The organism is Priestia sp. SIMBA_032, from assembly GCF_046535215.1.
GTDB lineage: Bacteria > Bacillota > Bacilli > Bacillales > Bacillaceae_H > Priestia > Priestia aryabhattai.
On the sequence record NZ_JAWRXD010000001.1, the window covers coordinates 631,502 to 656,530 of the forward strand.

Annotated in this window: 29 protein-coding genes and 1 pseudogene; 15 read left to right on the forward strand and 15 right to left on the reverse strand. The window is 39.0% G+C overall.

Going from position 1 to position 25,029, the window contains the following annotated elements; genetic code table 11:
• Nucleotides 1–73 precede the first annotated feature (73 nt).
• Nucleotides 74–826: a M48 family metallopeptidase gene (locus SB717_RS03180; protein WP_410903188.1), complete on the forward strand. Its 753-nt coding sequence runs from the start codon at nucleotides 74–76 to the stop codon at nucleotides 824–826.
• A 189-nt stretch (nucleotides 827–1,015) separates the two neighbouring features.
• Here the strand turns inward: SB717_RS03180 and SB717_RS03185 are convergent.
• A pseudogene (locus tag SB717_RS03185) lies at nucleotides 1,016–1,421 on the reverse strand (DUF1259 domain-containing protein).
• A 261-nt stretch (nucleotides 1,422–1,682) separates the two neighbouring features.
• Between SB717_RS03185 and SB717_RS03190 the strand changes: the two are divergent.
• The 3 genes from SB717_RS03190 (at nucleotide 1,683) to lepB (ending at nucleotide 3,493) form a co-directional block, all read left to right on the forward strand.
• The gene (locus SB717_RS03190) at nucleotides 1,683–2,021 is read left to right on the forward strand and encodes a YmaF family protein (protein WP_013055902.1); all 339 of its coding nucleotides are present in this window, start codon (nucleotides 1,683–1,685) and stop codon (nucleotides 2,019–2,021) included.
• 394 nt (nucleotides 2,022–2,415) lie between these two features.
• Nucleotides 2,416–2,751 carry a LapA family protein gene (locus SB717_RS03195; protein ID WP_014461129.1) on the forward strand — a complete coding sequence of 112 codons (336 nt, stop codon included), beginning with the start codon at nucleotides 2,416–2,418 and terminating at the stop codon, nucleotides 2,749–2,751.
• A gap of 190 nt (nucleotides 2,752–2,941) precedes the next feature.
• Nucleotides 2,942–3,493 carry a signal peptidase I gene (gene lepB / locus SB717_RS03200; RefSeq protein ID WP_028407847.1) on the forward strand — a complete coding sequence of 184 codons (552 nt, stop codon included), beginning with the start codon at nucleotides 2,942–2,944 and terminating at the stop codon, nucleotides 3,491–3,493.
• Nucleotides 3,494–3,741: 248 nt separating this feature from the next.
• On the opposite strand, the gene SB717_RS03205 is transcribed toward lepB, so the two are convergent.
• Nucleotides 3,742–4,188: a YndM family protein gene (locus SB717_RS03205; protein ID WP_165635645.1), complete on the reverse strand. Its 447-nt coding sequence runs from the start codon at nucleotides 4,186–4,188 to the stop codon at nucleotides 3,742–3,744.
• 141 nt (nucleotides 4,189–4,329) lie between these two features.
• Here SB717_RS03205 and SB717_RS03210 point away from each other — a divergent pair, with 141 nt between their 5' ends.
• The gene (locus SB717_RS03210; protein ID WP_098621567.1) at nucleotides 4,330–5,205 is read left to right on the forward strand and encodes an aldose 1-epimerase family protein; all 876 of its coding nucleotides are present in this window, start codon (nucleotides 4,330–4,332) and stop codon (nucleotides 5,203–5,205) included.
• A gap of 149 nt (nucleotides 5,206–5,354) precedes the next feature.
• On the opposite strand, the gene SB717_RS03215 is transcribed toward SB717_RS03210, so the two are convergent.
• Both SB717_RS03215 and gloA2 read right to left on the reverse strand, forming a co-directional pair.
• Nucleotides 5,355–6,221 (reverse strand): gamma-glutamylcyclotransferase family protein, encoded by an 867-nt coding sequence (locus tag SB717_RS03215; protein ID WP_341329044.1) that lies wholly within the window; start codon nucleotides 6,219–6,221, stop codon nucleotides 5,355–5,357.
• A 5-nt stretch (nucleotides 6,222–6,226) separates the two neighbouring features.
• On the reverse strand, nucleotides 6,227–6,625 hold the full coding sequence (gloA2, locus tag SB717_RS03220; RefSeq protein ID WP_410903189.1) for an SMU1112c/YaeR family gloxylase I-like metalloprotein: 399 nt from the start codon (nucleotides 6,623–6,625) through the stop codon (nucleotides 6,227–6,229).
• A 147-nt stretch (nucleotides 6,626–6,772) separates the two neighbouring features.
• Here gloA2 and SB717_RS03225 point away from each other — a divergent pair, with 147 nt between their 5' ends.
• The 3 genes from SB717_RS03225 to SB717_RS03235 all read left to right on the forward strand — a co-directional run bounded on the left by SB717_RS03225 (nucleotide 6,773) and on the right by SB717_RS03235 (nucleotide 8,982).
• Nucleotides 6,773–6,973 carry a hypothetical protein gene (locus SB717_RS03225; protein WP_071276339.1) on the forward strand — a complete coding sequence of 67 codons (201 nt, stop codon included), beginning with the start codon at nucleotides 6,773–6,775 and terminating at the stop codon, nucleotides 6,971–6,973.
• Between the two features lie 228 nt (nucleotides 6,974–7,201).
• Nucleotides 7,202–7,567 (forward strand): MerR family transcriptional regulator, encoded by a 366-nt coding sequence (locus tag SB717_RS03230; RefSeq protein ID WP_074678612.1) that lies wholly within the window; start codon nucleotides 7,202–7,204, stop codon nucleotides 7,565–7,567.
• A 59-nt stretch (nucleotides 7,568–7,626) separates the two neighbouring features.
• On the forward strand, nucleotides 7,627–8,982 hold the full coding sequence (locus SB717_RS03235; RefSeq protein WP_033578338.1) for a hemolysin family protein: 1,356 nt from the start codon (nucleotides 7,627–7,629) through the stop codon (nucleotides 8,980–8,982).
• A 52-nt stretch (nucleotides 8,983–9,034) separates the two neighbouring features.
• Here SB717_RS03235 and SB717_RS03240 read toward each other — a convergent pair whose 3' ends face one another.
• From SB717_RS03240 to SB717_RS03255, 4 genes are read right to left on the reverse strand one after another with little or no spacing between them, the layout of a single operon-like run.
• The gene (locus SB717_RS03240; protein WP_074678614.1) at nucleotides 9,035–9,745 is read right to left on the reverse strand and encodes an ABC transporter ATP-binding protein; all 711 of its coding nucleotides are present in this window, start codon (nucleotides 9,743–9,745) and stop codon (nucleotides 9,035–9,037) included.
• Complete coding sequence (locus SB717_RS03245) at nucleotides 9,742–10,884, reverse strand: ABC transporter permease (protein ID WP_410903190.1); 1,143 nt, start codon at nucleotides 10,882–10,884, stop codon at nucleotides 9,742–9,744. Before SB717_RS03245 ends, SB717_RS03240 begins: the two co-directional genes overlap by 4 nt.
• Nucleotides 10,881–12,104 carry an ABC transporter permease gene (locus tag SB717_RS03250; protein WP_410903191.1) on the reverse strand — a complete coding sequence of 408 codons (1,224 nt, stop codon included), beginning with the start codon at nucleotides 12,102–12,104 and terminating at the stop codon, nucleotides 10,881–10,883. The genes SB717_RS03245 and SB717_RS03250 overlap by 4 nt, the downstream gene beginning before the upstream one ends.
• A gap of 14 nt (nucleotides 12,105–12,118) precedes the next feature.
• Nucleotides 12,119–13,813 (reverse strand): hypothetical protein, encoded by a 1,695-nt coding sequence (locus SB717_RS03255; protein WP_410903193.1) that lies wholly within the window; start codon nucleotides 13,811–13,813, stop codon nucleotides 12,119–12,121.
• A gap of 511 nt (nucleotides 13,814–14,324) precedes the next feature.
• On the opposite strand from SB717_RS03255, the gene SB717_RS03260 reads away from it, so the two are divergent.
• Complete coding sequence (locus SB717_RS03260) at nucleotides 14,325–14,642, forward strand: iron-sulfur cluster biosynthesis family protein (RefSeq protein ID WP_410903194.1); 318 nt, start codon at nucleotides 14,325–14,327, stop codon at nucleotides 14,640–14,642.
• 58 nt (nucleotides 14,643–14,700) lie between these two features.
• Here SB717_RS03260 and SB717_RS03265 read toward each other — a convergent pair whose 3' ends face one another.
• The 4 genes from SB717_RS03265 to nagE all read right to left on the reverse strand — a co-directional run bounded on the left by SB717_RS03265 (nucleotide 14,701) and on the right by nagE (nucleotide 18,347).
• Nucleotides 14,701–15,018, reverse strand: coding sequence for a hypothetical protein (locus tag SB717_RS03265; RefSeq protein ID WP_410903195.1), 318 nt, complete (start codon nucleotides 15,016–15,018; stop codon nucleotides 14,701–14,703).
• Between the two features lie 79 nt (nucleotides 15,019–15,097).
• Nucleotides 15,098–15,472, reverse strand: a complete 375-nt coding sequence (locus SB717_RS03270; protein ID WP_410903196.1) for a VOC family protein — start codon at nucleotides 15,470–15,472, stop codon at nucleotides 15,098–15,100.
• Between the two features lie 83 nt (nucleotides 15,473–15,555).
• The gene (locus tag SB717_RS03275; RefSeq protein WP_410903439.1) at nucleotides 15,556–16,281 is read right to left on the reverse strand and encodes a DUF554 domain-containing protein; all 726 of its coding nucleotides are present in this window, start codon (nucleotides 16,279–16,281) and stop codon (nucleotides 15,556–15,558) included.
• Nucleotides 16,282–16,469: 188 nt separating this feature from the next.
• Nucleotides 16,470–18,347: an N-acetylglucosamine-specific PTS transporter subunit IIBC gene (gene nagE / locus SB717_RS03280; protein ID WP_264133673.1), complete on the reverse strand. Its 1,878-nt coding sequence runs from the start codon at nucleotides 18,345–18,347 to the stop codon at nucleotides 16,470–16,472.
• A 328-nt stretch (nucleotides 18,348–18,675) separates the two neighbouring features.
• Between nagE and nagA the strand changes: the two genes are divergently transcribed.
• From nagA to SB717_RS03310, 6 genes are all read left to right on the forward strand, one after another.
• Entirely contained in the window at nucleotides 18,676–19,860 is a 1,185-nt protein-coding gene (gene nagA / locus SB717_RS03285; RefSeq protein ID WP_410903197.1) for an N-acetylglucosamine-6-phosphate deacetylase, read from the forward strand.
• Nucleotides 19,861–19,862: 2 nt separating this feature from the next.
• Nucleotides 19,863–20,600 carry a glucosamine-6-phosphate deaminase gene (gene nagB / locus SB717_RS03290; protein WP_033578330.1) on the forward strand — a complete coding sequence of 246 codons (738 nt, stop codon included), beginning with the start codon at nucleotides 19,863–19,865 and terminating at the stop codon, nucleotides 20,598–20,600.
• A 57-nt stretch (nucleotides 20,601–20,657) separates the two neighbouring features.
• The gene (locus SB717_RS03295) at nucleotides 20,658–21,383 is read left to right on the forward strand and encodes a GntR family transcriptional regulator (RefSeq protein WP_410903198.1); all 726 of its coding nucleotides are present in this window, start codon (nucleotides 20,658–20,660) and stop codon (nucleotides 21,381–21,383) included.
• Nucleotides 21,384–21,398: 15 nt separating this feature from the next.
• A complete protein-coding gene (locus SB717_RS03300; protein WP_410903199.1) occupies nucleotides 21,399–22,124 on the forward strand; it encodes an SIS domain-containing protein in 726 nt (241 codons plus the stop codon).
• 352 nt (nucleotides 22,125–22,476) lie between these two features.
• On the forward strand, nucleotides 22,477–22,989 hold the full coding sequence (locus SB717_RS03305; protein WP_098621582.1) for a DUF6241 domain-containing protein: 513 nt from the start codon (nucleotides 22,477–22,479) through the stop codon (nucleotides 22,987–22,989).
• A gap of 96 nt (nucleotides 22,990–23,085) precedes the next feature.
• Complete coding sequence (locus SB717_RS03310; protein WP_410903200.1) at nucleotides 23,086–23,265, forward strand: hypothetical protein; 180 nt, start codon at nucleotides 23,086–23,088, stop codon at nucleotides 23,263–23,265.
• 78 nt (nucleotides 23,266–23,343) lie between these two features.
• On the opposite strand, the gene SB717_RS03315 is transcribed toward SB717_RS03310, so the two are convergent.
• From SB717_RS03315 to SB717_RS03325, 3 genes are all read right to left on the reverse strand, one after another.
• On the reverse strand, nucleotides 23,344–23,802 hold the full coding sequence (locus SB717_RS03315; protein ID WP_410903201.1) for a GNAT family N-acetyltransferase: 459 nt from the start codon (nucleotides 23,800–23,802) through the stop codon (nucleotides 23,344–23,346).
• Nucleotide 23,803: 1 nt separating this feature from the next.
• A complete protein-coding gene (locus tag SB717_RS03320) occupies nucleotides 23,804–24,082 on the reverse strand; it encodes a YesK family protein (protein ID WP_013055877.1) in 279 nt (92 codons plus the stop codon).
• Between the two features lie 141 nt (nucleotides 24,083–24,223).
• Entirely contained in the window at nucleotides 24,224–24,733 is a 510-nt protein-coding gene (locus SB717_RS03325) for an SUKH-4 family immunity protein (protein ID WP_410903440.1), read from the reverse strand.
• Nucleotides 24,734–25,029: the final 296 nt, after the last annotated feature.

A 25,029-nucleotide genomic window follows, 5' to 3' on the forward strand; every position in this document is an offset into this window, starting at 1 on the left:
TATTCTTTCATTTGACCAAACTCTACCTTTGCTTATAAAATGAAGATTTGTAGAAAGGAGTACGAAAAATTTTATGTATACGTATCAAACAGGCAATCAAACAATTGACTACAAAATTGAAGTCGTTCCAAATAGAACCGATATCACGGTGCAAATTTGTGACAAAGAAGGGGTAAAAGTTATTATCCCGAGAGGTCTTAATGAAAACAATGTGCGTTCAATCATCGCACGCAAAGCAACATGGATTTTAAAACAACTAAACGGTTCACAACCAGCTGAGGAAAAGCCAGCTGCTCCAAAGAAAGAAGCAGTAAAAAAAGAAACAGCTAAAAAAGAGGCTCCTAAAGCAGCAGCTTCTGCAGCTAAAACTGGTTCTTTTGAAGAAGGAGACAAATTCCCTTACCTAGGACGTCAATACCGCTTAAACATCGTTCGTGGAGATGTAGCAAAGGCTGAAATGACATTCCGTGCAAAATTCATTGCTACAGTACCTGAAAGCTGGAACGAGCAGCAAACAAATGAAGGTATTGGACAACTATTAACAGAATGGTACCAAGGCCGCGCTGGTGAAAAATTCCAAGAAGCTTTGAAATCTGTTAAAAAAGCAGCAGACAATGCTCCTGAATCTGTTAAGTGGGACGAGTTAGGTGAAGAATACGCTACGACTCAAGATAATACAATCGTGTTAAACTGGCGTTTGCTAACAGCTCCTCTTGCAACAATTGAATATGTCATTGCTTCTCAATTTACAAATGCAGATGAGTTATTCGAAGATGCAGCTGAACGCAAACAGTGGTTAAGCGATAACTCCCTAAACGCATTTTAAGTTTATACATAAAAAAAGCACGCGGCGAACGCGTGCTTTTTTTATTTGGATAGAAGTACTCGAATAATTTCACTGCTCAAAAGTCAGTTAACCTGACGGGTTCATTCAAGTGCAGTTTATAAATCAATATATAATATACATGTTTAAAGTTTTATTAACCTTATGTTTCATTCTATAAAAACCTGATTTTTACCCTTTTAATACTTTAAATGCTTCTCTTATTTTTCTTACAAAATCTAACGGTGGTTCTACGGATTCAAAGTGCATATACATTGCTCTCGGCTCTTCAAATAGCCAATGGTTGTGAACGGCCGTAACCTTAATATCCCTTTTTCTAAGCTCCGTTAATAATGGATTTACCTCTTATTGCAAAGCACGGTTTCACCTAGATTTAGCGCCCTTCCTTTGCTGTCTAAATCTTCAAAAGTGAAAAATTGAGGAGTACTAATGGAGAGCGTGTTGGACGCCCTAAAATTTTAAAACGAATCGTCCGAAATTTTTGTACCAAACAAACGCCATTTTCATCTAAACTGTCTTGTCCACCTAGAATTCTCGCAAACTCCTGACATAGACTCTTTTTATTTTCCCAACTCATTATGCTGACTTCCTCTCTTCCACTAACTTGTCCTTCCTTAATAAATGTATGTAAAATCCATCAATTAGAAACGACAAATCACACAGAAAATCTGCCCGTTTTATAGATATAAACGATAAAAAGTCATATTTATTTTTATTTGCTCATATCAATAGCATGTATTTTTGAATTCAACTAAAAAGAAACATTCAGATGCCTATTTAAAGACTTTAGAATTTACTTAAACAGTTTATTTTAATTGAATTTATAGGAGGAAGTAGAATGAAGAAAATAGGAAAAGACGATTTTATTTCAGGATTTGTTCCTCATCATAATCATGGCTCAGTGGACTACACTTCGGTTGCGTCAGGACATGTCCATCAGTGCCTCGATGTAACGTCTCCTCCAATTCAAAGCGAGGATGGAAGCCATATTCACTATACAGAAGGCTATGTTGTTTTTGAAGACGGACATACACATCATTACAAAGCCTACTCTGGTCCCGCTATTCCGATTGGCAACGGTATGCATGTTCACTATTATGACTTTTATACCAGCGAAGACAACCAGCATCGGCATCATGTCAAAGGTGTAGACCACCCTGCTCCAGGTGATAGATAATGAAATAATTTAATGCAATCAAGCCAAAGTCTCAGCTTCTGGACTGATTTTTATCTTGTGTTTATATACCCCTTTATTAACAGTGAGACCTTTAATAGATAAAGGTCTCTTTGTACATATATAAGTTAAATGCCAGTCTCTCCCTCTGCTTAAGCAAAAAAGGATAAGCGAGCTCTTTATTCCAAAAATTCGACATACCAGGTCTTTGGACATGTCAAAGTTTCTACACCAATCGATATATTGTGTTTTAAAAGAAAGATACATATAATCAAGAAAATGTTTGATTTTGTTTAAATGTGGATACGTATACCTATAAGCAAGATAGCAAACACTTAAGATGAGTGGTTACGATGTAAAAGTTGTAATGACCATGTAAAGAAAGGAAGTGCAGCGTATGAAAGGACAGAGCTTTTTTATTTTAGGACTTATATTTGCTCTTATCATTGCTGTTTTAGCTGTAATTAACAACGATCCGGTACAATTTAACTATGTATTTGGTTCACAAAAATGGCCTCTTATTTTAATTATCTTAACAACGGCTGTGTTTGGAGGAGTCGTTGCTGCTTCATTGAGCTTTGTAAAAATTGTTCAACTAAGAGGACAAGTGAAACAGAAAAACAAGCGAATTGCTGAACTGGAAGAAGAAATCAAGCAGCATAAGCCTGTTGAGCCTGTTGTGGAAGAAGAGCCAAATCAACCAGCTACTCGAACTGAGCGCGCTCAGTTATAATAAAGAAAAGCCGTTATTCTCTCGAATAGCGGCTCTTTTCATTTTTTGTTCCGCCAAGCATATTTTTGGCATATACGCATAAACAGATAGATATGGAAAACTTTAGTTCTGAATGGTACAATCAACACTGTTATATCTCTATGAAAAACTTAAATTGACAGTCTTACCGTTAAGAAGGTGTTCATCCATTATGATCAATAAAAAAATAAAGCGCGAAATTCTTACATACACAAGCGTCATCCTCGGCACCGTTTTGCTTTCTGTTGTCGTTCAGCACTATTGGTTTCAGCCCTACACTGTAAAAGGTGATTCTATGAAGCCTATTTTGCACGAAGGCAATCGAATTATTATTAACAAGCACAGCAAGCTGGAGCGCTTTGATATTGTCGTGTTACAAGCTCCCTATAGCAGTGATTTTCTAGTAAAGCGGATTGTGGGCTTACCAGGAGAAACGGTCGAATACAAAGATGATGTTCTCTATATAAATAACAAGGTCAAAAAAGAACCGCATCTTCATAAATACTTGTCCAAAGTGCCCGTTTACGAGCGATTCACCGAAAATTTTTCAACGTACGAACTGTCTCCAGACGGCACGATACCGGATGGATACGTATTAGTGCTAGGTGATAACAGACGTATCAGCCGAGATGGAAGGCATTTTGGCCTTACTCCGATTTCTTCAATCATGGGAGAAGTCAATATGAAATACTGGCCTTTAAAAGAAATGACTTTTATGCATTAACATATAAAAAGAGGTGGAGACATAACGAAATGAATCCAATCTAAAGACGAACAAATGGGATACATGAGCTAAACCGCTTGTGACACCGCAGTCGATTTCCGTGCAAGACTTCGCTTTACCCTCCAATCAACTGCTAGAAGAATGAAACCTATGTTCACCATAACAAAAAAAAACGAACCACTAATCAAAACGTTTGATTAGTGGTTCGTTTTTCACTTCAGCTAAAATACTTTTGTTCCAGCCTCTTTTTATTTTGGATTTTCCTTATTTTCTATATGCTGTTCTTCTGCAAATTCTGTGTCATACGCTAGTTTTCGCTTAAAAGCCGGACGCGTTCTTGCTGTATGCTTTGTTTCAATATGGTTGAATAAGTAGCGGTGAACAAAAACCTCGGCAAATGTAATAATTGCTGCAGAAATAATACTTCCCCAAGCAATTTGAACGTAGCTGTCTAATAACAATGTGCCAAAAATCCATACACTCATATAGGTTAGAACAAATTCAACAATAATGGCATCGCGATTGCCCACTCGAGGCAGTACAATTCGATCCACTACTAGATATGTCACAACTGTTGTTAGCAAGCTAAAGGAAATAATGTCTCCGATGGTTGCATCAAAAAACAAATCAAGGCCTATACCAAACGCAATAAGTGCCGCTGCGAATTTAATGAGCAATAATGTTGCATGATTCATATTTGAACCCTCCTTTTTCTATATTAATTTGAACAAAAATAGGGAAATTAATACCTTTTTTGCCAAGAAGGGTATAATATAGGCAAAGCCAGTACGTTTGAGGCTGCTCGAGCGTACAAGAATGATTTGGGAGATGTTGTAATGATTGTACTAGAAAATAGCAAAATGAAAGTAAGTATTCAAGAAAAAGGAGCGGAAGTTGTAGAAGTATTTCATAAAGAAAAAGACCTGCAGTTCATGTGGAGCGGAGACCCCGCTTATTGGGGACGAGTATCCCCCGTATTGTTTCCAATCGTAGGCCGATTAAAAAATGATCAGTATACCGTTGATCAGCGCGAATACTCTTTGCCACAGCACGGTTTTTTACGTGATTCTGCTTTTAGCGTGATTGAGCAGACAAACGAAACGGCACGGCTGCAATTTGCTACAAACGGCCGCTTTAAAGACGTATATCCGTTTGAATGTTCAGTTGAAATCAGCTACCGTCTGGAAAATAACCGATTAACTTTTCAGTGGAAAGTAGTGAACGAAGATAAAGACGATATGTATTTTTCAATTGGAGCCCACCCTGCTTTTCGTATTCCGTTACGTGAAAACGAGCAGATTTCTGATTACTTTTTAGAAATAGAGCCTTCTGAAACTACGCCGAAGGAATTTGTATTAAAAGACGCGCTTATTCATGAAAAAGGAGCTGCAGAAAATTTTCATCAGCTGCCGCTAAGCGCAGATTTATTTGCAAATGATGCGTTAATTTTTAGTCATATTGACGGAATTACGATTAAATCGCCGGTTAATGAAAATCAAATTAACGTTCAGTTTAATGATTTCCCGTATGTCGGTATTTGGTCAAAGTATGATGCAGAAAATCATACAATCGCTCCTTTTCTTTGCATCGAACCTTGGTTTGGAATTGCAGATACGCATGATCACAACGGAAATTTCAAAGAAAAATTAGGCATCAACCGTTTATCAAAAGACGGTGTATTTCAAACAGAATTCTCTGTTTCCTTTAGCTAATTCAACACATAACAAAATCAATCCAATCAACAGCTAGAAGCAGCTAAATAGATTAAGCCTGCGTTTACCATAACAATAAAAAGCTCCGAACGATTACCCGTTCGGAGCTTTCTTCAACTAAACTGCTTTTGTCCCTGCTTCTTTTTATATTAGTTATTTACAACATCGCTATTTTTTAGCGCATGGACTTGCTCTATTAGCTTCTGAACATATTCTTCGCTGAGTACACCTGTTGCTCCTCGAATAATTTCAGTCGAATAGTGATCCGGAGGTGCGACTTCTTTTTCTTTATTTAACACAAAAAAAGTAAGAACATGATCCACCATCTTACCTTCATGCTCGACAGAAATAATAGCGGGACGATAGCCGTTATTATCTACGCCTTCTCTGCCATACAGGTACGTAATTGCTTCAGGCGGCACGCGGTATAGTTTGCCTTCAACGACTCCGCCTTCTTCAACCATGTCTGCACGTCCTCCGTCATGAATAACGTGGTTATATCGAAGCGTATAGCCTTTGAAAACCGCTCTGCCGAGACAGTCTTGGAAATGCTGATCCACCCCGTGCTTAATAAAACGATCGTTATCCATACATGAACCGTAAGCAAAATACAGCATACCTTCTAATAAATCTTCTTTCCACACGCGCCAGTTTCCGCTCGGGATAAATTCGTGCAGCAGCGAACGATCGCTCGCCACATAAACAACGGCTTCAAATTCACCTTGGTCCGTTTCAACCGTTTGCACAATTTTATCATATTCATTGTCTTTATGGCCTTCATGAATGTATCCTTCTAATTCATCAAGAGCCTTCCACATAAGCTGATCGGTCACTTCATATACTTCTCCGTACGTAATATGTTCACTGTCGATATCGAGCATAGGATAGCCGTGCTTAGTGTCATATAATTTCCCTTTCGTTCTTGCCTGTTTGGCAATAGAGCGCGCATGATGCAGCAATCCGTGATTACCTTCTCCTTCAAGAAGCGTTCCGTATACAAATAAATAATTGCACATACTCCTTATTCCCCCTTTTTCTCTTCATAAAGCTCTAGCGGTAACCCGTCCGGATCAGCAAAAAATGTGAATTTTTTTCCCGTTAGTTCATCTACCTTAATAGGTTCCACATCAATCCCTTGCTGCTCTAGTTCACGCTTGGAATCCTCTACGCTTTCAACCGCAAAAGCTAAATGGCGTAAGCCGCACGCTTCAGGTCTTGAAGGACGCTGTGGCGGATTTGGAAACGAGAACAACTCAATTTGATAGCCAGGAGCTACTTCTAAATCTAGCTTATATGAATCTCTTTCTTTTCTATATGTTTCTTCTATAATCTTGCATCCTAACACATTTACATAAAAAGCTTTTGAACGTTCATAATTACTTCCTATAATGGCTACGTGGTGCATTCGTTTTAAATTCATTTCATTCTCCCATAAAAACCCTTTTCTAAACATCCTACACAAAATGCCGGCAAACATCAAATAATTACGTTATCACCTTTGACTAGAGTGATAAAAGTCACGGACATAGCGCCTCATAACAAGTAATATAACAACGAGGTGAATAACATGATTTCGTTACCATTTAAAGCAAGAATTGACCGAACTCAAAATTTAGATTCGTTAAAAGAAGAAGCTGCTATTATGCACCGTATTGCTGATCAGCTATCTCCAATGAGCCTTGAGTTCATAGAATATACTGAACGTATTCAATATGTGTATGAACGCATGCACACTATCGTACGTCATCCTACTAAAAAACTCGCTTAATATAAGCGAGTTTTTTTTATAAAATCTTTGTCAAACTACCTTATTTTGAGATATACTGAATGCTAATAAAAAAATGAAACTTTTTGATCTTACGCGCGTATACTTAATTACGATAGAATAAAAGATAAATAGTTACGCAGATAAAAACCATCACGTGATGGTTGACATAGTTAAAGGAGGTGGTATTCTGATGGGGTTGCGACATACAAAATTGGCGAACTTGCAGAGATGGCACATGTAACGAAACGCACGGTTGACTATTATACTAACATTGGGTTGTTAAAAGCAGAACGCTCTGCTTCTAACTATCGCTTTTATAACGAAGAAGCGCTGAAACGTCTTTACTTAATTGAAAAATTAAAAAGCGAAGGCCGTTCTCTTGAAGAGATTTCTTCTCTATTTTCTATAGAGCAATCCGAGAATAGCCACTCCAAAGACGAATTAGTATCCAAATTTTACGTACTAAACGACAGTTTAAAAGAAGTTGCACCGCTGATGGAAAAGCTGAATGAAGAAGATCGAAAAGTAATGTTGAATCGGCTTTCACCAGAGAGCGTCACTCTTTTGCACTCTTTACTGCTGCTGCTGTCGTAAATTTACTATTTACAGGAGGTGTTTACTTACTTTATAGTGCTATAAAGTAAGTATATTCATTGATAACCATTAACTTAATTATTTTTGCGATTTTAATTGTACTCACTGCTTTTTTCGTTGCTTCAGAGTTTGCAATTGTGAAGCTTCGTAGTTCACGGGTAGATCAACTTGTTGCTGAAGGAAAAAAAGGAGCGAATGCGGTTAAAACCGTGACGACACACTTAGATGAGTATTTATCTGCGTGTCAGCTTGGTATTACGATTACTGCTTTAGGACTCGGTTGGTTAGGAGAACCGACTGTTGCGAAGATTTTAGAACCTCTGTTTGAAGAACTGGGTGTTGCTGCATCTTTAACACATATTCTTTCATTCATTATCGCATTTGCCCTTGTAACGTTTGTTCACGTAGTTGTTGGTGAATTAGCGCCAAAAACATTTGCGATTCAAAAAGCTGAAACAGTGACATTATTGTTTGCTCGTCCGTTAATTTTATTCTATAAAATTATGTTCCCCTTCATTTGGTTACTAAATGGTTCTGCCCGTTTATTAACTGGCATGTTTGGATTAAAGCCAGCTTCAGAGCATGAACTTGCGCACAGTGAAGAAGAGCTGCGCATTATTTTATCAGAAAGTTTTAAAGGCGGGGAAATTAACCAGTCTGAATATAAGTATGTGAACAACATTTTCGAATTCGATAACCGTGTTGCTCGCGAAATCATGGTACCAAGAACAGAAATTTCAGCTGTTTCTGAAGACGACAGCATTGAAGATTTCTTAAAGCTTGCTGTAGAAGATCGCTACACTCGCTACCCTGTTACTGTTGACGGAGACAAAGATAATATTATCGGCTTAGTCAACGTCAAAGAGATTCTAAACGATGTCGTAATTAACGATGCGTTAAAAAAGCAAAGCGTGAAGCTTTATATGAATCCTATTATTCAAGTAATTGAAACTGTAGCGATTCAAGACCTATTGCGCTCGATGCAAAAGAAACGTACGCATATGGCTGTGTTGATTGACGAGTACGGCGGTACAGCAGGTATCGTTACCGTTGAAGATATTTTAGAAGAAATCGTTGGAGAAATTCGAGATGAGTTTGATACAGATGAAAAGCCGCTTGTTCAAAAAATCAGCGATCAGCATTTTGTCTTTAACTCAAAAGTACTGCTTGAAGAAGTCAACGAAGTGCTTCATATCGAAATTGAAAATGATGATATCGATACAATTGGCGGCTGGATGCTGATGCAAAATATCGATATTCAAGAAGGCGAATCGTTCAAACTTTTTGGATACGAGTTTATTGCAAAAGAAATGGACGGTCACCAAATGAAAGAAGTGGAAGTACGTGCCCTTCCTGAGGAAGAACGCGTGCAGCCTGAAAGTCATTCACCAGAACAAGAAGTTACACAAGCATAATAGAAAGAGCCGCTTCTTCATGAAGCGGCTCTTTTTTTATTATTGCTTACTCTTAATCATGCAGCAGCTTATACACAACGTTCTCTTCTGCACCTTCCCCAGTCTTTTCCTTCGCTTGGTCCATCGTGCCGACAAACTCCAGCTTTCCTTCTTTTAAGACCGCAAACCGATCACACACGCCTAAGATTTCATTCAAATCATGGGTAATATAGATGATCGTCTTTCCTTTTGCCGCCAGCTGTTTGATATAACGAATGATTTCAAGCTTGGACTGCAAATCAATTCCGACCGTTGGCTCATCCATTAACAAAACGGACGGTTCATGAATAAGTGAAACGGCTATGTTTAGCTTTCGCTTCATGCCTCCTGATAAATTTTTCACTTTTTCTTTCCATCTTCCTTCGAGCTGTACAGCTGAGCAAAGAGACTGAAGCTGTTCATTCGACAGGGAGTGTGAAGTCATTTTGCTCCACATTTTCATGTTTTCTTTTACGCTAAGCTCTTCCCACAGCGCTATATCTTGTGGAACGTAGCCAATGACTTCTCGAATCGCTTTTTGATTTTTCTTAAGCGATAAGCCTCCAATCGTGACATTCCCGCTTGAAGGAGCCGTAATGGTAGACAAAATAGACAGAAGCGTCGACTTACCAGCGCCGTTTGGCCCTAAAAGCCCAATGACTTCTCCACTTTCTACGGTCAGTGTAACATTTGCTAACGACCGTTTTTTTCCGTATGTTTTGCTAACATTGTTAATTTCAATCATTTGATGCTCCTCACATTCCACACTATTTTAAACGCGCACAAACATATACATGCAATGGAAACAGCTATCTCTTTCCAAATAAACGTAAGCGGCAGTGCATGCTGATACAGAAGCAGATGCTGCGGAAGCCACTGACTTATTCTTTCAATCGTTGCAGAAAGCTCTCCTACCGGGAAAAAGCTCCCTCCTATTATACTGAGTCCTGTGACCGTGACAACGCTGATCATATAATAAGATCCAACTCGCTGACTTTCACTTGCAAGCCACGTGCTAAAAACAACGCACACAATCACATAGATACACATATACAGCAGCACACCGTAAGACTCTACTCCATAAAGCCATTTAAATAGAGCAAAGCTTATGAGAGCTTGAAGCACGTATAGCACAGCATAAGCAGTGCTGACGCTTCGAATATAACCGTAAAGTCCTTTTTGCATCGTTTTCATTCGTTTGAAAAGATGTTTCCGCTCTTTAATCATCCAATCTGATGTGATACAGCAAAGTAAAAGCGTAAAGAATCCCCATAGCGGCACGTATCCGGTCACTTGAGCGCTCCCTTGCTTCGTATGCTTCGTTCCTTGCGCCTCGTAATCAATTGTCATCAGCGGCTTTGGCTTCCACTGGTTATCGGTATAGTGATACGCTTCTTTCCATAAATCCGGTCCTGCATGAATGTGATAAACTTTATATAAAAAACGCACTTCATTTGCCGCTTTAACATTTGTCGTTAACCTTGTCACTTCACTCGCCACGACTTCTCGAACCGCTTCTGTGGCAACTGAAGAAGGCAGCGTGAGCAAATCAATGACTCCTTGATAATTCCCCTCTTCTACTTCTTGTTGAAATCCGTTAGGAAACATAAAAATGCTGTCAATTTTATTTTTGGCCAGCTGCTTTCTCGCTTGTTCTTCGCTCAGAGAAAGAAACTGAATTTCTGTTGTTTTCTGCAGTCGATCCATCACTTGCTTAGACATTTTGCTATGATCTTGATCGACAAGAGCAACAGGTATTTTTGAATCACTTTGTACTTTTGCTAAAAACGAGCTGCTAATAACCGTTCCTATTAAAGGTAAAAAGAAAATCATGATAACAAGCATGGGGCGCTTCAGCAGCTGCTTTATTTTCTCGCTAATCATTTTCTCCACCGCCTTTGCAGCGTCATCACGTAGCCAGCAGCAAGAAGAAAACTTCCCGCTGCCGTAATGAGAATAGGCTTAAGGTAAAGAAAAGCTTCGTTTGTGTTATATCCATCAAATTCATAAAATAACAGCTCCAAGACGCGGGTGTTGAGTGACCATTTCTGAAAAACATTCGCCCAGTCTGGTAAATAGACGACCGGCACAACATGTCCACTTAAAATCGCACTCAGCAAAATAAACAGCAAACCGGTTATTTGATAAGCTTTTTGTGATAAAAAAAGAACCCGAAGCAGTAAAAACAAACATAAAAAAGCAAGCAAGCTTCCGCTTACCCCTAAAAAAAGCTCTCCATACGTACCGCTTACAGGCAGTTTTAGTCCTTTAATGAGACTACCAAACAAAACGACAGAGACCGGCAGCAAAAAAACAAACAGAGCCGTCAGCTGCGCTAAATAAATGTGGACAAACGATACACCTCTTGTTTTCATTCGAGCCAACACGGGAGAAGTCTGCGTTTCACTAGCAAGCAGCCATCCGCCGTAGCTCCAAATCATAAGCAGCAAAGCAGCAAAAGACAAGACATAATATTGCTTCATATCCTGCTGAAAGAAACTCGTTTCTACTTGTTCATCAAATAAACTTCCTCTATCTAACACGTGAAGCCCAAACGTTACTAAGCTCTTCTTAAACTCTGCGCGTCTATTTTCATCGGAAACATTTTCTTTTTCTAAAAAGGTATCAACCGTATTAATACCGCTTTGAGCGGCTGACGTGTAGTCGGCTGCACTTTCCATCACGTAGCGAAAGAGCTGTGACTGAAGCGGCTTATTGCTGTTTCCAATGACGTGTAAAGGCTGATTTTTTCCATGAGCAATATCGTGACTAAAACCTTTTGGCAGCGTTACAATAGCTGCCACTTTATTTTGCTGCAGCAGCTGTTTAGCTTTCTGTTCATTCGTGTAAAGCGGCTTCATGATCTTGCGAAGCTTACCTTCAGTCAGCTGTTCGATGACGTATTTCGTCTGTGCAGTATCATCTTTATCCACGATTGCCACGGGGAACCGATTTACCTTCTCCTCACTTTGCATGGTCTGACTAATAATGATCCCTGCTCCAAGTAAAAACAGAGCAGGGATCATTATTAGCAGTATGAGAGATTTTATATTTTTCAATAGAGCTTTACACGTAAAAAGAGTCAAAGAGAAATATATCTTCATCTGCTTTGCACCTTTTAGTAACCAGCGGTTCCCATATTCATCATGAGACCTTGAACATTTTTAGCGAAATTTTCTTGAATCGACAGCATATCTTCAGGCGTTACATCTTTTACATTTGTTGCATTAGATGCGTCAAGCTCTGGAATAGCTGCTGATTTTTTCAATTGAGAAGCAGAGTCAATTTTTAACGTAACGTTTGCCGGATCTGCTTTTGGTCCTATTTTTGTACGAATATCAAACGAATAATCTGCTTTTCCTTTTGAAGCACTTATTGCTTGATTCTGCTTTACTTCCCCGTTTACTACTAGATCTTCTTGATCACCTAAGTCTAAAGAGAAAGTACGGTCAGCCGTTTGTTTCGCATCGGTTTTACCGTTGATTACTGAATTCATTTTAAACGTCATATTCGTGTCTTCATCTTTTGAATCTTTTGTTAACAAATGAATAGACATGTTTTCTTTGCGTTTTTCACTTTCCGTTGTTACGTTATTTTTAATATCAAACGTAAACGCATCATCGGTAGTGCTATCCGCTAGAACTGCTTTAAACTGCTTCGCCGTTTTGTTATCTTCATACGGAATATTTTTAGTTACGACGTTAAGTTTTCCTTTATCGTTAGAAGCATTTTTTACGCCCATGTTCATATCGCGAGCTACAACAACATCATCTTGAACGTACACAGTTGATTTAACACCGCCAGGGTAAGTCGTATCTTTTGCTTCTTTTTGGAAGTCTTGAAGACTTTCTTTTACTGATTTTTTCAATTCTTTTGGATCTGCCATATCTTTTAATTCTGGATTTGTCGCTGCTGAAGATTTAAACAGCTTAGACACGTGATTTGCATAGATAGTATGAAGCTTGTCATCTTTTGCTACCTTTGCAATAAGCTTATCCATAAATTGTTTTGTTTCTTTGTCAGACATGTTAAGCGTCACGCTTGTTAACTGAAGCGTTTTGCCATTTGTTTTATAATTCACATTTTTTTCTTTTGTAAAATAATCGCTGTCTAACTCATCATAAATGAACGTTCCGTACTCTTTTGCAATGTAGGTCTTTTCTTTTTCCGTTAACTTTAAATCTTCTAAACTTACGTTGCTCGTGTTAATATCAAGCGTTTCAGGACCTGAATACGAAGGATCGAACTTACGCGCTACCTGTCCATATTCGTCTAAGTTTAAATAGAAATATTCATTTGCTAGAATCGGGGCTTTAAAGCCTATTCTTTCTTTCGTTTGAAAACCTTCTAGGTCAAGCGCTTTTGAACCGCCGATATTAAGAGCCAGTGAACCGTATCCTTCACTTTTTTTCGGATCTTGTTCCGCTTTAATTTTAATTTCAGCTTTACTGATAAGATCTTGAATCATTTTAAAGCTTGGATCATACGAAAGTGAATCCATGTTAAAGCCGCCTTTGATAGTAGCATTTGTAGTAGAAGGCTGCTTCATCGCTTTTTCCTGATAAGCCATCGTTTCACTGTACTTTGTTTCCAATTCACCAGCTGCTTTTTGATACGTATTTACTTCAGAAATTAAGTATAATTGCTTAGGAGATTTTTTAAATACCGTAGCAAATGTAATTGCTCCTCCAATAATCACAATTAAAGCTGCTAAAATGATAATCCATTTAGCCGGTGCTTTTTTGGGAGCGGACGCTGTTTCTAGCGAAGCCGCTGTTTCGTCTGTTGTTCTGTTTTGATCTTTCTCACTCATCTACACCAGAACCTCCTATGTATTTTGTTAGTCACTTTGTACATGATAAGGAATGGTTTCCATAAATTCTACTACTTCGACAAAATAAGACAATAATTAGTCCGATAAACCGGTGTCTTTCGGTGCAATATCGTGTGCAAAGTACTATACTTAAGTACCCAATATATTGAAAATAAAACCAATTATTCAAAACTATCTCAATAACTATTAAAATAGGTAAATGACTTAACTTCTTATTTTATTACAATATATTCCTATTTTTAAGCATTTACACCTAAGAATTACGAATCGGCGCTTTTCTATAGGCGATTCTTTTTCCTTTAATCACATACAGGTGATATCTATGTACGCCTTTATGAAAAGATGATAAAAAAGCAGCGTTTTGTTCTGGTTCGAAAGGGAAATAATATAAGAAAGCTTTTTTCTTGCCGGTGATATAAAAATCGAGTAAAGTATTGCTAAATACATTTTACACAATTTAATTTGAGGGTAGAAAAAGGAGGATATCATTATGAATATACGCGTCACTCCTTCTGCAAAAGAAGCGTTGCGGAACGTAGAACAAAATCAAATGATTCAGCTTTCTTTTGATCGAGGAAGCTGCGATATTGTTAATACAATTTATGAAATGAAGATCGTCTCAAAGCGCAGCCTTCAATCCTATGAAAAAGTTGTAACGGTTGAAGACTTAGAATTTATTGTTGATGACGACATGGAAGAAGTGTACGACAACGAGCTGGTGATTGATCACGCAGCAGGTGCTTTTATCTTCAAAAATCACAACCAAATTTTTAATAACCGCGTAGGATTGCGCTATATCAATTCATAGAAAAAAAGCAGGGAACTAACTTCCTGCTTTTTTCTTGCATATGTTAGGAAACTTGCTTCTATCGATTCACCTTTAACCGCTCTTGGATAAATAACAACACGTTCACAAGGCTATTTTCTTCATAGACATTCACCTGCTGGCGCTTAAATTCTCCTTGTTCATGGTAGTAAATAATACCTCCTGTCCCTTTGTCTTCATTCATATGTAAATGAAAACTAAGCGGCGTTGCCAAAATAGATCCGTCTTCATCTCGCTGAAGAATTTGACAAAGCGTTTGATTCCCTTGTTTTTCAGATAAAAAATCATAGCCAAATTGATGTGCTAACTTCTCCACTTGTGCAGCAATAAGAGCTGTAATCGGTTGATTGTCTTTCATAAGCAGTATTTCTCCTTACTTCATCTCATTAGGGTTTTATTATTAGTATACTATACCTTAAACTTCTGGAGCTAACGACTTAACCTGTGCAAATCATGACCACATGTCCATCCGGATCTTTTATCGTAAAAAACGAAAAATCCTCAAAAGAAGTAATCGGAGACTCAATCGTATAGTCCATCCCTTTAACAAATTCATACGCTTCTTTAATATCTTCCGTATGGAAATTAAAAATTGGATGAGAGCTAGCCGCTATTTGTTTTTCTGTTCCTTCAGGACCCGCGTCTAGTGTTAACCCCGTTTCTCCATCAATTTTAAGATTATAAACGGGGTCCTTCACCTCGCTCATCTTGTATTCTTGACTCAGTAGCTCGCTATACCATTTTACTGAAGACTTTAAATTGGATACGTGGATAAATACCGTATTCATTTTATTGAAAACAGGACTCGGCATTTTTAATCCTCCTTTTTGTTTTTGGTTCATTCTATACCATTATCCACGTATCATTTTATACCTGCTACTCCCTTAACTTTTGCTCATATATACAAAAAATATGTATGCTGTACAACTACAATCACAACCGCAATTAAAATCGAAGGCAATAAATTCGCAACTTTAATTTTAATAATTTCTAATAAATTAATCCCAATTGCTAAAATTAATACGCCGCCTACTCCTGTAACTTCGGCAATGATACTATTCATTAAATCTTGCGGTACAACCGCATTAATTTGCGTGGCAAATAACGCAATGATGCCTTCGTACAGAAACACGGGCACAGCTGAGAAAATGACGCCTATTCCAAGCGTAGTCGTTAATAATAATGAGATAAACCCATCCATCACCGCTTTCGTAAACAATACGCTGTGATCGCCTCGTATTCCGCTGTCTAATGCTCCTACGATTGCCATCGCTCCAATAACAAAAATCAACGTTCCTGTCACAAAGCCCTGTGAAATACTGAATGTTTGCTTGTCATTTTGTTGCGATTGAAATTTTCGTTCAATCATATTGCCTAAAAGGTTTAGCTTTTCATCTAAATCAATGAACTCACCAATAACCGCTCCAATGGCTAAGCTCAAAATTACGATTAAAAACTGATGACTTTTAAAACCCATTTGCAAACCGAGCGTAATAACGGATAACCCCATCACTTGCATCACCGTCACGCTTACTTTTTCAGGAATGCGGTGAGCAAGCTTACCCATTAATGTTCCTACAACAATCGCTAGTCCATTTACTAATGCTCCTATAATAAACATGCCGTCACCTTTACTATGAATAATGCCGCTTCTTTTTTCATTTGTTCTACTCCCTCTCTGCTCCGCACTAGCTGTATCAAACACACTAAATTTTAACACAAAATTCTTTTAATTATGAAGAAAAGAAAAAGATCCGAACGATGAATCATTCGGATCTTTTACTAAAACACATTGGTTCCAGCTTTTTATTAAAATGTAATAACGTCTTTTGTACCTTGCTTTTGATAGCCTGTTTTTAACAGCTTCACTTCTTTATCCGCTGGCAAGTTAGTAAATACAACTGGTGTCACAATCGACGGTGCATTCTTTTTAACATACTCTACATCCACCTGTAAAAGAGGTGTTCCTTGTTGAACGCTATCGCCTTCTCGAACAAGCGCTTCGAACCCTTCGCCTTTTAAATTCACAGTATCTAATCCAACGTGAATCAGGATTTCAATTCCTTCTGTTGTTTTTAAGCCAATCGCATGTTTTGTTGGGAATACGGTCATGACTTCACCGTTAATCGGTGATACGAGCGTTCCTTCAACAGGTTCAATCGCAAAACCGTCGCCCATCATTTTTTGTGAAAATACTTGATCTTCCACTTCACTAAGCGGCTTTACAACGCCTTCAAACGGTAACACAAACTCTGTGTGTGCGTCTGCTTGAACAGCCTGTTGTTCAACAGGTGCAGCGGTTGACGCTGTACCGTATTTAACTAATTGATTCATTGCGTCTGCAACAAACTCTACTTCTGTTCCGACAATGACTTGAACATTTGTTTTGCTGAGCTTCATGATTCCTCTTGCTCCGTGGCGCTTTAAGGCAGCTTCGTTAATGTTGCCGGCATCAGCTACTTGTAAACGAAGACGAGTCGCACAGTTATCAATTACAGTTAAGTTTTCTTTTCCGCCTAAATCTTCAATAAAATACGATGCCATATCCACATATTTATCGCCTGTTGCTACAACCGTTTCGTTTGATGTGTCTACTTCTTCATCATCTTCACGTCCCGGTGTTTTTAAATTTAACGCTTTAATCAGCGTGTAGAAAATGACAAAGTAAATCACTGCATATACAATTCCAATTCCCGCTAACAGCAGCGGTTTTTGTGAAATTCCGTAGTTTAAGAAGAAATCAATAGCCCCTGCTGAAAATCCAAATCCAGCGTGAATGCCAAGGGCAACGGCTAAAGCCATCGATATTCCTGTTAAAACGGCATGAATAACGTATAATAACGGTGCTACGAACATAAATAGAAATTCAATTGGTTCCGTAATTCCTGTTAAAAAAGATGTAACAGCAAGCCCAATTAACATACCGCTGACTTGTTTGCGCTTTTCTTTTTTAGCTGCTGCAACCATCGCAAGCGCAGCCGCGGGTAAACCAAACATCATAACCGGGAAGAATCCAGACATGAAGGTTCCTGCCGTTGGATCTCCTTTAAAGAAGCGATTTAAGTCTCCCGTTACGCCGTGATAGTCTCCGAATACAAACCATACTAAGCTGTTTAACACGTGATGCAGTCCAATTGGAATTAATAGACGGTTTAAAAATCCGTATATACCTGCCCCAAGCGCTCCTGCTCCTGTAATCCACGTTCCTAAGTTGTTAATTTGATCTTGAATCGGCGGCCAAATAACGCCAAAGATTCCTGCAAGTGCAAGCATAACGACTGACGTAATAATCGGCACAAACCGCTTTCCTGCAAAGAAGCCAAGCCACTCGGGCAGCTTAATCGCTGAGAAACGATTGTATAGTAAACCGGCCGTTACCCCTGAGACAATCCCGCCGAGTACACCCATGTTAATGTCTTTATCAATAGCTACAGTTCCTTTTGTTAATACAAAATAACCAACGACTCCGGCAAGTGCTGCTGCGCCGCTTCCATCTTTTGAAAGCCCTACGGCAATTCCGAGTGCAAACAGTAGTGCTAAATTCGCAAAAATCGCATCTCCGGCTTGAGCCATAAATGGAATATCTAATAAGTCCTTTTGACCCAAACGAAGAAGCAATGCCGCAGCAGGTAATACTGCGATTGGCAGCATAAGCGATTTACCAATACGTTGTAAAAAATTCAGCATGTTTCTATCCCCTTTGTATAACATATTTAACCCGATGTTACGAGCAAGGATTTTCGTAACAATATTTATCGGATGACAAGTTACCGCATTCATCCCTGGCCTATGATTACATCATCAGCTGAAATAACAGCGGTTTTACTGCATGGACTCATACTAGCACATAAAATATATAGTTGTCTATACCAATTTTCTTTTTAAAAACCTCTCTATATCAATGTTAAAAGCCCTTACAAAACTTTCTAGTTCACAAAAAAGAATCAACTGGTCTAGACAACTATTCCAAAAAGCGTTACACTTAAATCAATACAACGAGCAAAGGAGTGTATGTATGGATACACATTCATCCATCATTATTTATAATGTAACCGTTTATAGTGAAAATCAGACATTAAAAAACGGGTATATTAAACTAACGAACAAGAAAATCACTGAAATCGGAGAGATCCATCAATACGTACGTCAGTCGAATGATCATGTGATTGAGCTTTCTCCTTCCTATAAAGTGATTCCTGGTGCTATTGATGTGCATATTCATGGCGTTAACAATGCCGATGCGATGGACGGTACAGCAGAAGCATTAAAAACAATGGCACGCACGCTACCAAAAGAAGGGACAACAAGCTTTTTAGCAACCACTATGACGCAGTCGAATGAAGCGGTTGGAAAAGCGCTTCGCAATGCGGGGGCTTATATAGAAGAACAAACAGATGCAGATGCTGAAGTAGTTGGTATTCACTTAGAAGGTCCGTTTATTTCACCAAAACGCGCGGGTGCACAGCCGCCTACTCACATTCAAGATCCGAACGTAGCACTGTTTCAAGAGTGGCAAAAAGCAGCCGGAGGACATATTAAACTTGTTACATTAGCTCCCGAGCAGCCAAACGGCTTAGCGCTTACTTCTTATTTAAAAGAAACAAACGTCGTCGCTTCTATTGGCCATTCTGACAGCACATATGATCAAGTTGGTGAAGCCATCGAAGCAGGAGCTTCTCATATTACGCATTTATATAACGGCATGCGCGGCCTTCACCATAGAGAGCCAGGCGTATTAGGCGCCGCTTATTTGAGAGATGAATTATTTGTAGAGCTCATTACAGACGGCATCCACTGCCGACCTGAAATGGTCAAGCTTGCGTACGATCAAATTACAAGTGAACGCATGATTCTTATCACGGATTCTCTTCGTGCCAAATGGCTAAAAAACGGTACGTATGATTTAGGCGGACAGCCTGTTCACGTAAATGACACAACGGCTACCCTTGCAGATGGAACATTAGCAGGAAGCATCTTAAAAATGAACGATGCGATTAAAAACACGATCAGCTTTACGAACTGCTCATTAGAAGACATCGTAAAAATGACCGCTGAAAACCCAGCAAAACAGCTTAATCTGTTCGATAAAAAAGGCAGCCTTAAGGTTGGAAAAGATGCGGATATTGTGGTATTAAATGAAAACTTAGATGTTGAAATGACATTTTGCCGAGGCACATTGAGCTTTAAAAAGGAGGACTAACAATGAATATCATCCAAGTGAAAAACTACAGTGAAATGAGTGCAAAAGCAGCTGATATGCTGATCAGCAAACTTCATGAAAAGCCAAATATGAATCTGGGACTTGCAACAGGAGGCACGCCGAAAGGATTATATGATCGTTTAATTCAAGATCATAAAGAGCACGGCACGTCTTACAAACACGTTACTTCCTTTAACTTAGATGAATATGTCGGTATGAAGCCGCAAGATCCAAACAGCTATCACTACTATATGGCAGATGCGTTATTTAATCATATTGATATTGACGTAAGCAACACGCACGTTCCTAACGGCCTAGCTGATACGCCTGAAGAAGAATGCCGCCGCTACGATGAAATGATTCAAAATCACGGAGGCATTGACCTTCAGATTCTTGGAATCGGCCAAAACGGACACATTGGCTTTAACGAACCTGGTACGTCATTCAACTCTCCTACTCATATTGTGACGTTAGAAGAGTCAACGCGAAAAGCCAATGCGCGCTACTTTAATTCTCTTGACGAAGTGCCTACTCAGGCTATTACAATGGGAATTGAATCGATTATGAAAAGTAAAGAAATTTTACTGCTTATCTCCGGGGAAGCCAAAGCAGAAGCGATGTATCAGCTGCTTAACGGAGAAATCACAGAAGACTTCCCTGCATCTATTTTAAAAAAGCATCACTGTGTTACAATTATTGCGGACCAAGAAGCTTTAGCTAAAGTATCAACTACGGTTTAATTTATAGCCTCCTCGTCTTTTTTAGATGAGGAGGTTTACATAAAGGAGAGAACTTAAGTGATTGATAAAAGCTCACCTCTTCCGATTTATTATCAAATTGAAGAACAGTTGAAAAAACAAATTGAAAACGGGGAGTTAAAACCAAATGATTCGCTTCCTTCTGAACGAGAGTTTGCAGAACGATTTGAAATCAGCAGAATGACCGTGCGCCAAGCGATTAACAATTTAGTAAACGACGGTTATTTATACCGTCAAAAAGGCCGCGGCACCTTTGTATCTGAAAAAAAACTGGAGCAGCAGCTCGTTGGATTGACGAGTTTTACAGAAGATATGAAAGCGCGCGGAATGGTGCCAAGCAGTAAGCTGCTGAGCTTTGAAATTATTGCGGCTTCAGAAAAAATTTCCGAGCAGCTGCACATTTCTTTTCATGCGCCCGTTTATGAAATCAAGCGTATTCGTTTAGCTGACGACGTGCCAATGGCGCTTGAAAGCGTATATGTATCCGCTAACTTAGTCAAAGGCTTAACAGAATCCATTGTTAACGACTCTCTCTACCGCTATATTGAAGAAGAGCTCGAGCTAAAAATTGGCGAAGCCAACCAAACGTTAGAATCCATTTTAGCTTCTGAAACCGAAGTGAAGCATCTTGGAATCAGCTCATATTCACCCGTTCTATTGATTCAACGAAATACGTATTTGCAAGACGGCACGCCGCTTGAAGTGGTGAAGTCTTCGTACCGAGCAGACCGTTATAAGTTTACGATTAACATGACACGATCTTAACTAAGGAGTTTTTTTATGTCTAGTTTATATCTACAGGAACTAACAAAACTGCTTGCTAAAGTGGAGGCACATGAACAGCAGGCAATAGAATCCGCAGCCGAGAAAATTTCACAGCAATTAGATTCTCATCACCTCATTCATTTATTTGGGTGCGGTCATTCTCATATTTTAACGGAAGAAGTGTTTTACCGTTCCGGAGGGCTTGCACCGATTCATCCTATTTTTGTAGAAGAACTGATGCTTCATAAAGGAGCTTCGCGCTCTTCACAGCTAGAGCGTAAAAACGACTATGCCTCCACTTTTATGGAAAAAGAAGATATCGTACCAGGTGATATCATGATTGTGATTTCTACGTCGGGCGTAAATCCCGTTCCGATTGATGTGGCCTTAATTGCAAAAGAAAAAGGCGCCTTTGTTATCGGACTTACCTCTCCTTCTTATGCCACGAGCCGGGCTTCGCGGCATAAAAGCGGAAAATACCTTCATGATGTCGTGGATCTTGTTATTAATAATCATATTCCAAAAGGAGACGTTCTTCTTCATCAGCAAGACATTTCTTTCGCTTCTGGTTCTACTGTAATTGGAGGCGCTATCCTAAATGATGTCCTATCTAAAGCCATCCAAAAACTGCTCAGCCGCGGCATTACGCCTCCTGTCTTTTTAAGCGGAAATATGAAAGGTTCAGATGAACATAACCAGCGGTTGATTGATGCTTACAAAGGAAGAATTAACGCCCTATAACAGCCCCTGCGGCTGTTTTTTTGCACAAAAAAAAGATGCTTAAAAGCATCTCATCAAAGTCGGACTGTACGATTTGGACTAGATCTCCTCTTTATCAGTAGAAGTCTTGTTCACAGCACCATAACCTACTTATCCGACATAATTACTATGTTTAATGTAAGTATACTCTTTTATACCTTAGGTGTCAAATAATAATTGTTCGTACTGCTACCCCACTTCGTGTCATTCTCACTACCTGCTACAATGGCAATATACTAGTACCTTATATTTACTATACTAGTAAATAAGTTTATACTTATACACAATTAGGTATATATACATATTTTTTTATGAAGTGAGGAGCTAACGTTTTATGAAAAAAATCCTATTTTGGACATTTATAGGAGCCTGCTGTACCGTCATTATTGCATTAGGTGTTGGGTTGATTAGCGCTTTCCATACTAAATCTGCCCTTCCAGCAGCTAAAGAAAGTAAGGAAAAAGACCAACAATTAGAAGAGCAAGTTTCTTACATAGGAGGAACGCCTGAGCCCGAAGTTGAACTGAATCAATCTACAAGTGAAGAAACAGTCATTGAAACGATGCACCAAATGACTCATCAAAAAGTATATTCTCCTGATAAATGGGGGGCAGTTGAAATGACTTCGGCTAATATCCAAAAAGTTAAACATGTATTAGAAATGAATGAATTTGAACATAAAGATCAGCTTCTTCAAATCTTAAATAGATGGGAGAATAATGATTTTAGTACGGTAGTAGAAGATCATAATTACTTTTGGACCCTTCAAGGAGGCAACGTTGGAGAAGCAACCGGCAGACTCAGCGAATCGGACGAAAAAACATTTATTAAAAACAATTTTCGTTAGTTTCTTGCAGTAAGCTAGACATAGAAGAGTGGCTGAGACAAAAGTGTTTTTGTTGAGGGTGAACGTAGATTTCATCTGTTTAGGTGCTTCTAGCGGTTGATTGGAGAGCAAGACGAAGACTCCTGCGGGGAAAGCGGAACAGGTGAGACCCCGCAGGAGCGTATGCGACGAGGAGGCTCAGCTGCCACCCGCGGAAAGCGAAGTCTTGCACGGAAATTAACTGCGCTGCCACAAGAGGTTCAGTTCATGTATCTCATTTGTTCGTCTTTCGATTAATTTAATTTCGTTTTGTCTCAACCTCTTCTCTTTCTCTCATACTTATTATTTTTTATGTTCATAACCCTTAGCAGCCTATTACAAATGGAGCTTTAATCCTTCATGAGAAGCTGTGAACCCAAGCTTTTGATAAAAACGCAAAGCCTCTGACCGTTCCTTGTCGGTTGTTAATTGTACTAACTGACAGTTACGTTCTTTCGCTCGTTCAATCGCCCATGTAATCAGCTGATATCCAACCCCTTTCCCGCGCTCTGCCGAAGCTGTTCGAACTCCTTCAATCGTTGCTCTCCACCCGCCTTGCCGTACAATGTGGGGCGTAAAGGTTATTTGTTGAACACCTATTACTTTACTATCTTTACATGCGACAATCAGTTCATTGTTTGGATCCGCATCAATTGCCTGAAATGCTTGAACATAACAGTCTGGAAGCGGTAATTCGTAGCGCTCTCGTTTGCTTCCGAGCATATCATCAGCGAGCATTTCAACAATTTGTTCTAAATCTTCCCGCACTGCTTCTCTAAAGGTTATTTCTCTCATTTTACACAGCACCTTTCCCGTGTCTATTTATGATATTAAAAAGCACACTGACGAACAAGCTCAGAACCGATGCCAAGAACAAAGCAGCCGCTAAAGCACCAAGACCCATTCCTTCAAAGCCGCCAACTCCAAATATGCTATACAGAAATAGAAATATGCTTATTAGCATGCTGCTAAGTGAAATTCCGTACTGCACGGGTGAGTTCCTTCTATAGAAGAAATACGACGCACCGGCAAGCAGCACAAAGAACGCGCCCATCAACCCAAATAAAGAAATCATTTGCACCCTCCTCCTTCTCCAAAAAAAGGAATTTATATCCATTATATACTATCATTTTTATTTATTCTATCTATATTAGTAGCCCTGCAGCCGCCACTGAATAGACATGACCAAAACGGCCATGTCTATTTTTCTACTATATTAAAAAGAAAGTTCTTTGAACCAAAAAGAATAAGGGGCTAAACAAGCTTCATCAATTTCATGCATACGTTTTTTGCATCGCTGAAGCACCTCAGCAGGAATGTGTCTCTCTAAGTATGCAGATTCTCCGTTCGCTTGAATCGTTTCTTCTACTAGTTCTTCAAACACATCTAAGCATGCCAAAAACTGTGTAAAAGTTGTATTAATAAAGCGCTCGCAGTCATCGTTAGACGTATCGAGCAGTACAACAGAACCGTTTTTGCGGTGAAGACAAATTGGATCTCCAGCGCCTGTTGTTCCTAAAAACCAATAGTGTTGATAGCGAGATGATAACTCAAATGTTTCGCATAGCGTTGTTAATTTTCCTTTTGATGAAACGAACTCTAGAAATGGTGAAGCTTCTTTTGGCAATCCTTTTTCTATTAGCAACTTCTTTATCTCTTTATCAATATCAAGGGGTGCAAGCTGTTCGGCATCAAACTTCATTCGTTTTTCCTGTCGTTGCATCACATTTGACAACTTCTTTCACTCCTTTTCACCATTTGCTCTTTCTTTGCTTTTGTTTATTATAAAAGAAATCCAGCTCGTATTATATGCTACAAATGAACTTAATTAGACTGAAAATTTTTCCAATCTTTATTTATATAGCCCGATTTCCTCTTTATAAACACAGGTAAAAAGAAACCGATCAGATTTTCCCCAGTGAATTCTGCTTTTAAAAATAATTCTCATTCCCTTCTTCCCTTTTCAGCGTACTCTCGCCTCTTATAAACAGGCTCAATCTTTATTATTCCAATTTTTTCTAC